Origin of the sequence: Mesorhizobium sp. M7A.F.Ca.US.014.04.1.1, from assembly GCF_003998745.1 — a bacterium.
GTDB lineage: Bacteria > Pseudomonadota > Alphaproteobacteria > Rhizobiales > Rhizobiaceae > Mesorhizobium > Mesorhizobium ciceri.
The window spans coordinates 1-5,639 of record NZ_RZRW01000389.1 but is presented as its reverse complement, the minus strand read 5'-3'; the positions used below and the strand labels follow the sequence as shown (position 1 = coordinate 5,639).

Here is a 5,639-nt window from a genome sequence, read left to right as displayed (position 1 = left end):
GTTTATATTGGCTGCGAGGGAGCGTCAGAAGTCGGTTATGCCGGCTTTCTGCAAGATCTGATCCGCGATGCCAATTTGCCGGTGCACCTGCACGTTGACGAATTGGGGCCGGGGACCGGCGATCCGCTGTCGCGTATCGAGATGGCGGTGCTGCGCCTGAAGCTGCTCCAGAGAAAACGCCGTGCGCCCGCGGAACGCTTCGCGCTTTTGGATTTTGACCAGGCCGAGCGCGATCCGCAGCGCGCCGAGCGAACGCGCAAGCTCGCGGCCGACAACGGAATCACGATTCTCTGGCAACGGCCCTGCTTTGAGGCAATGCTGCTGCGCCATCTGGAGGGCAAGGCGGCCAACCGCCCGCCCGATACGCCGGGGGCGGTTAAGGCGCTCGAAAAGGAATGGCCGGAATACAAAAAGCCCATGACGCGCGCCAACCTGGCGCGCCGGATTAATCGGGATGCCGTCCTGCGGGCGGCAGGTGTCGAGGCCGAACTACAAGCCTTGCTCCGCAGTATCGGGGTGCTCTAGCGATCGGGATACGCGACTTCCGCGCTGTATGGTCGCCGGCGGCGGTGAACCGGTGGCGACGGAAGCTTCGCCACAAGCACGTCCCGAACCGGACGTTCCGCTCCCGGCCCAAAGGCGAGATCAAAATATCTGCTCGGCAATGTCGGCTATTGGCGCTTGGCACAAGGTGGGCCGATCCGGGGACGTCGTTAATTGGCCACAATACGATCCTCGCCGACTAACGACAGTCCATCGGCCGTTGGCGAACGTCTCGCAGCTCTGCCCTGAGGCGCCGATCATGGCTCTCAATCGAGCTTCAGCGCCACAACCTCGCCTTCGTTCATCAACGGCACATAAAGGATCGACTTGCCATCGGCGCCGATGTCGGCGCTGCCCGGCTTGAACTGCGCCACCACCTCCGGCGCGCCGCCCGCATGATGGCGGTAGAGCTTGCCGGTCATGTAGGCGGTGGTATAGATGGTGCCGCCGATGGCTACGACGCCGTCGAGATCGGCGAATTTCTGGGCGGCCGGCAAGGGCGAAACCACCTTGCTGGCGATGTCGACCGACAGCAGGCCGCCAAGCTCCGTCGTGCTGAAGTCGGGCTTGATGCCCTTGCCCCAGGAGGCGACGATCAATCGGCCGCCATCGGCGAAGATGCCGTTGGGTGAAGCCAATGCCCCGTCCTTGACGAACAGCTCCGGCCGGTCGCCATCGATGCGGTAGATGGCGTCGGCCAGCATGTCGGTGACATAGACCTTGCCGGATTGGTCCGATGTCATGTCGTTGAGGAAGACCGCGTTCGGCACCGCGATGCTGGCGACCAGCTTGCCGCTGGCGAGGTCGACGACGCGGACTTTCGTGATGTCGGCGACATAGAGCTTGCCGCCCGAGATCGCCATGCCCTTGGGTGCGTCCATGCCGTCGGTCCAGTGCTGGGTGACCGTCTTGCCGTCCAGCGACAGCACGGAGAGATAACCGTTGCCGTCGGCCTCGCCGGGATTGCCTGATATGTTGGAAACGATGATGCGATTGTCAGCGGCGTCGAACAGGGCCGATTCCGGCTGTTCGAGCCCGGTGGCGCGCCAGAGTTCGCCGGCCTCCGCGGCGGGCACTGCGGCAATGCCGATGACGGCGATAAAGGTTGAGGTGATGAGGGTGTTCATGACTGCTCTCCTGAGATGACGAGGCAGAGCTATGGCTTTCGATACTTTTCGGAAAGGCCTGACGCCGCTAGTATCGAATATCGATACGAAACTAGCGACAAGAGGTGCATCCAATGAACGGTCTGATCTTCCAGGCGCTGAAGCGGACGTTGAAGGCGAAGGGCGTCACCTATCGCGCGCTGGCCGAACGCATGGGCGTTTCCGAACCGACGGTGAAGCGTATCTTCCATGAGCGCAATTGCAAGCTCGACCGGCTGATGGAGATTTGCGCTGCGGCCGGTGTCGAACTGGAAAACGTGCTCGGCTCGATGAACCGGGGGCCTGGGCCGGTCAACCACATCGCGCCGGAGATCGAGCGCAAGCTCGCCAGCCGGCCGGCGCTGCTGTTCATCTTCGTCATGCTGTCAGAAAAGTTCACGCCCGAAGGCATCATGCGCTCGCAAGGCCTGAGCGAGGCTTCGATGTTCCTCTATCTGCGCGATCTCGAGGAACTCGGCCTGATCGCGCTCGGACGGGGTCTCTCGGCGAGACTGCTGGTCGAGACGCCGATCCAGTGGAACTTCGAAGGGCCGCTCAGGCCGCTGTTCGAGATGACCAACAAGAATTTCATCGGCTGGGCCATCACCCATATCGACAAGGAAGCGACCTTCGTCAGCTTCTCCAGGCGGATGCGGCCGGAGACGGCTGAAATGGTGCGGCGCGAGGCGGAGGATCTCGCCGACCGCGCCAAGCTGCTCGCCCATCACGACCAGCACACGACGCCGGAGGATGGCCTGATCGGCTACAAATGGACGTTTGCCTTTGGCGCGACGCCATTTCCGGCAATCATGCCGATCGGGCCGCACGCGCGAGATGCCGGGGCGAGGCCTGATACGCCCGCCGCCGCGAAAGGACAGCGGCCGCTGCCGGCCTGACCAGGCACCGCGTCAATCGTCTCAGCACGATTGCATCTGGTGGCTGAGCTTCCCGCGCACGACCCTGGCAGTGCCGACCGCCACCATTTTTGCCGCTGTCTTGCCCCCCGGACCCGCCATGCGACCGGCGACGCCGACCGCGCCATTGACGGCGCCCATCGTCTTCATCTGCCCGACCGTCTCGTTCATACGCGCCCGGCAGTCCTGCATTTTCCTGGTCGCCTCGACTGCAGCCAGGGCCTCGCCAAGCCCTGCCGGCGAGTCCGGGCCGGCCGCCAACTCCGCCAATTGCGCATGCTGGTCTGGCGTGATCGGCGGGCTGGCGGCCGTCTGGCTGCAGCCGGAGGCCAGCAGGCAGATCAGCATCGCGATCGGGCTGCCTCGCCCGGCACGTGCCGTGGCTGGAAAAATATCGCGATGTTCGGCCTCGAGGCTCCCGCCCGGAGTTGCTTTTCCGGCCACCCGTTTCCTGTTGCCCAACCTCCTATTGCCCCATCGCCGGGCCGAGGATGAGGCTGCGGATTTTTGGCGTCAGCGGCCTGACGACATCGGCGAAGGGGTCACCCTCGGCCCGCAAGGCCATCAAGCCTTCGTCCTCTTCGTCGATCGCGGCGATGGTCTCCGTCTTCTGTGCCTCGGTCAGCTCCCTCATGCCGGATATGGCATTTCTGAGCTTGGCGAAAATGGCATCGAGTTCTGCGACCGGCATCGTCGCCAGGAACCCGCGCATGGTCTCTCCAAGCGCGACCTTCCAGCTGTCGGCGGTGAAACCGGCGCTGCCGATCAAGCCCTTGTCCGCGGCATCGCGCTCGTACCAGTCGGCGGCGATCTCCTCGTCATAGGCGAACTGACCGAATTCGGGCTGCAAGGCCTCGATCAGGCCGACGACCGCCGACGCATCCCGCGCTGTCAGCGCCAAGGCAGGCGGGCTGTCGAAGATCATGCCGGCAAGTGCGAGCGCGCCGGCCAGCCGGCGCATGGCTACGAAACGCCGCTCAGCCATAACAATCCTCCGCAATGCCGGCCCGGGCACTGCTCGTTGCCTGGGACTGCAGAACCGAGCCGCCGATCGAGGCGGCCTGGCCGGCAATGACCCCACCATTGCCAGCCAGACCGCCAAGACCCCCCGCCATCGACAGCACACCGCCGAGCAGAGCCGCATTGGTCTGCGCCTTCGCCGCCTTCTTGGCCGCATCGGCGCATGCCGTTTCCGTCGTCGGTTCGTTCCGGGCCTTCTTGCTGCCGGCCGCGCTCGCGATCGATGCCGGCCTGTCGTCGACCTGGCCCGTTTGGCAGCCCGCAAGGGCAATGGTCAGGGCCAGGAAAATGCTCTTTTTCATGGTGCTGCTCATCATCGGGCAGCGCGCGGCGGCAGCTTGGCCTCGCGATGATCGGTCACTGCGTTGCCCAAGGCGATCGACAGCAGATAGATGCGCGGATTGAACCCTGCCGCAGCCAGTGCCGACAGCGTCTTGAACAGTTGCAAATGAAACATCGTGCCCCCCTTTGGATTGCCGCCAATGCGGTTCCGGTTCCGGAATCGCGCCGCAAACTAGGGGCATAAAAGGGGGGCAGCTTGGACAGAACGGCACTGAAAGCGGCCAAAACGGCCCGGGATTGACGTTTTGCAGGCTCCGGCGCATATGACCGCGCTCTTGGGCATGGGGGGTGTCGATGACTGCGACGATGGGGACGTCAGCCTCATTCAGGCTGGCGACGGAGATGTTTCCGGAGCGGGATCGCGTCGAGATCACGCGTGAGGTTTACGGCCGCACGGTTCTGAGGGTGGACCTCGATCCGCTGGCGCCGGCGCAGATCGACATGCGGGTGCGCGCGTTGCCAGGCCTCGGCATCGCCACCGGCAGCTCATCGGAATTCCGGGTGCATCGTACGTCGTCGCTGATCGACAATGACGACTTCGTTCTTCTGGCGGCCCTCGACGGGGGCAGTGTGATGAAGCATCGCGGCCGCGAGGAGGCGGTCGGCAACGGCCAGGCGCTGATGATGAGCGGTGAAGAGGTTGGCCTCAACCTGATCGGCGCCGGCGGGTTTCGCTTCGTCAATCTGAGTTTTTCGCGCAAGCAGCTTTCGCCTCTGATCGGCGATCCGGCCGCGGTTCTTATGCGGCCCTTGCCGACCCAAAGCGGGGCGATGCGGCTGTTGCTCGACTATATCAGCTCGATCCAGGAGGTCGGAGACGAGTTGACTGCGGAGGCCTGCCACCTTGCGGCGGCACATGTTTTCGACCTTGCCGCACTCGCCATGGGCGCGACCAGGGATGCGGCCCAGATCGCACGCGGCCGCGGCGTCAGCGTTGCCCGCTTGCGCGCCATCAAGGCCGATATCGTCGCGCATGGTGGCCATGTCGACCTGTCGGCGCAAGACGTCGCCGCCCGCCACGGACTGTCGGCCCGCTACGTCCGCAAGCTGTTCGAGAGCGATGGCACATCCTTGATTGATTTCATGATGACCCAACGGCTGGCGCGCGCCCATCGCATGCTCGGCGATCCGCGCCATGCCGGACGCAGCATCACCGCGATCGCCTACGAGGCCGGCTTCAACGACCTTTCCTATTTCAACCGGGCGTTCCGTCGCCGTTATGACGCCACACCCTCGGACGTGCGGGCCGCGGCTTGCAAGCACTGACGCCCGGCTGCCGGCCAGCGGTCCTGTGCAGCGGCTGGACTCATTTGATCGCGTTTATTCGGCGGCCTTGGCCCCGGGATCGGCAAGCTTGTCGTCCCAGGTCACCGCCCGGTAGTCGAAACCATATTCCAGCGTCGGCTTGACGATGCGGAAATAGGGCGACAGGTCGAAATCGCGCGGCGTGTAGAGCGAATGGTGGCGGATGTGCAGGATTTCCTTGCGCGAATAGTTCGACTGCGCCGAGGCGCGGCCGGGCGCACGGGTGATCTCGGGCAGGATCGGATAGCGGATCTGGCCATAGGCCTCGGCAATCAGCGTCGAGCAGATCGCCCGTGTCGGATCGCCGGAACCGAAGGCCAGCATGCGGCGGCGCCAGCGCACCGGCACCGGCGGTGTCGGGAAGAAAAAA

General features: G+C 64.4%; 8 protein-coding genes and 1 pseudogene. 3 read left to right on the top strand and 6 right to left on the bottom strand.

Going from position 1 to position 5,639, the window contains the following annotated elements; translation table 11 throughout:
• Positions 1-525: hypothetical protein (locus EOA22_RS22875; RefSeq protein ID WP_127390231.1), on the top strand; the 525-nt coding region annotated here is incomplete at its 5' end.
• Positions 526-809: 284 nt separating this feature from the next.
• Here EOA22_RS22875 and EOA22_RS22870 read toward each other — a convergent pair.
• Positions 810-1,670, bottom strand: a complete 861-nt coding sequence (locus EOA22_RS22870; RefSeq protein WP_063169638.1) for a hypothetical protein — start codon at positions 1,668-1,670, stop codon at positions 810-812.
• Positions 1,671-1,783: 113 nt separating this feature from the next.
• On the opposite strand from EOA22_RS22870, the gene EOA22_RS22865 reads away from it, so the two are divergent.
• Positions 1,784-2,584, top strand: coding sequence for a helix-turn-helix transcriptional regulator (locus EOA22_RS22865; RefSeq protein ID WP_063169639.1), 801 nt, complete (start codon positions 1,784-1,786; stop codon positions 2,582-2,584).
• A 21-nt stretch (positions 2,585-2,605) separates the two neighbouring features.
• On the opposite strand, the gene EOA22_RS22860 is transcribed toward EOA22_RS22865, so the two are convergent.
• Genes EOA22_RS22860 through EOA22_RS22845 form a run of 4 tightly spaced genes read right to left on the bottom strand, consistent with a single transcriptional unit; the run spans position 2,606 to position 4,079 of the window.
• On the bottom strand, positions 2,606-3,046 hold the full coding sequence (locus EOA22_RS22860; protein WP_063169640.1) for a hypothetical protein: 441 nt from the start codon (positions 3,044-3,046) through the stop codon (positions 2,606-2,608).
• Between the two features lie 22 nt (positions 3,047-3,068).
• The gene (locus tag EOA22_RS22855) at positions 3,069-3,587 is read right to left on the bottom strand and encodes a hypothetical protein (protein ID WP_063169641.1); all 519 of its coding nucleotides are present in this window, start codon (positions 3,585-3,587) and stop codon (positions 3,069-3,071) included.
• Positions 3,580-3,924: a hypothetical protein gene (locus EOA22_RS22850; RefSeq protein WP_013528664.1), complete on the bottom strand. Its 345-nt coding sequence runs from the start codon at positions 3,922-3,924 to the stop codon at positions 3,580-3,582. The genes EOA22_RS22855 and EOA22_RS22850 overlap by 8 nt, the downstream gene beginning before the upstream one ends.
• Before the next feature lie 11 nt (positions 3,925-3,935).
• Positions 3,936-4,079 carry a hypothetical protein gene (locus EOA22_RS22845; protein WP_082826609.1) on the bottom strand — a complete coding sequence of 48 codons (144 nt, stop codon included), beginning with the start codon at positions 4,077-4,079 and terminating at the stop codon, positions 3,936-3,938.
• Between the two features lie 179 nt (positions 4,080-4,258).
• On the opposite strand from EOA22_RS22845, the gene EOA22_RS22840 reads away from it, so the two are divergent.
• Entirely contained in the window at positions 4,259-5,230 is a 972-nt protein-coding gene (locus tag EOA22_RS22840) for an AraC family transcriptional regulator (protein ID WP_013528662.1), read from the top strand.
• Between the two features lie 54 nt (positions 5,231-5,284).
• Here the strand turns inward: EOA22_RS22840 and EOA22_RS22835 are convergent.
• Positions 5,285-5,639, bottom strand: a pseudogene (locus EOA22_RS22835) (lipo-like protein); the annotation flags it as partial.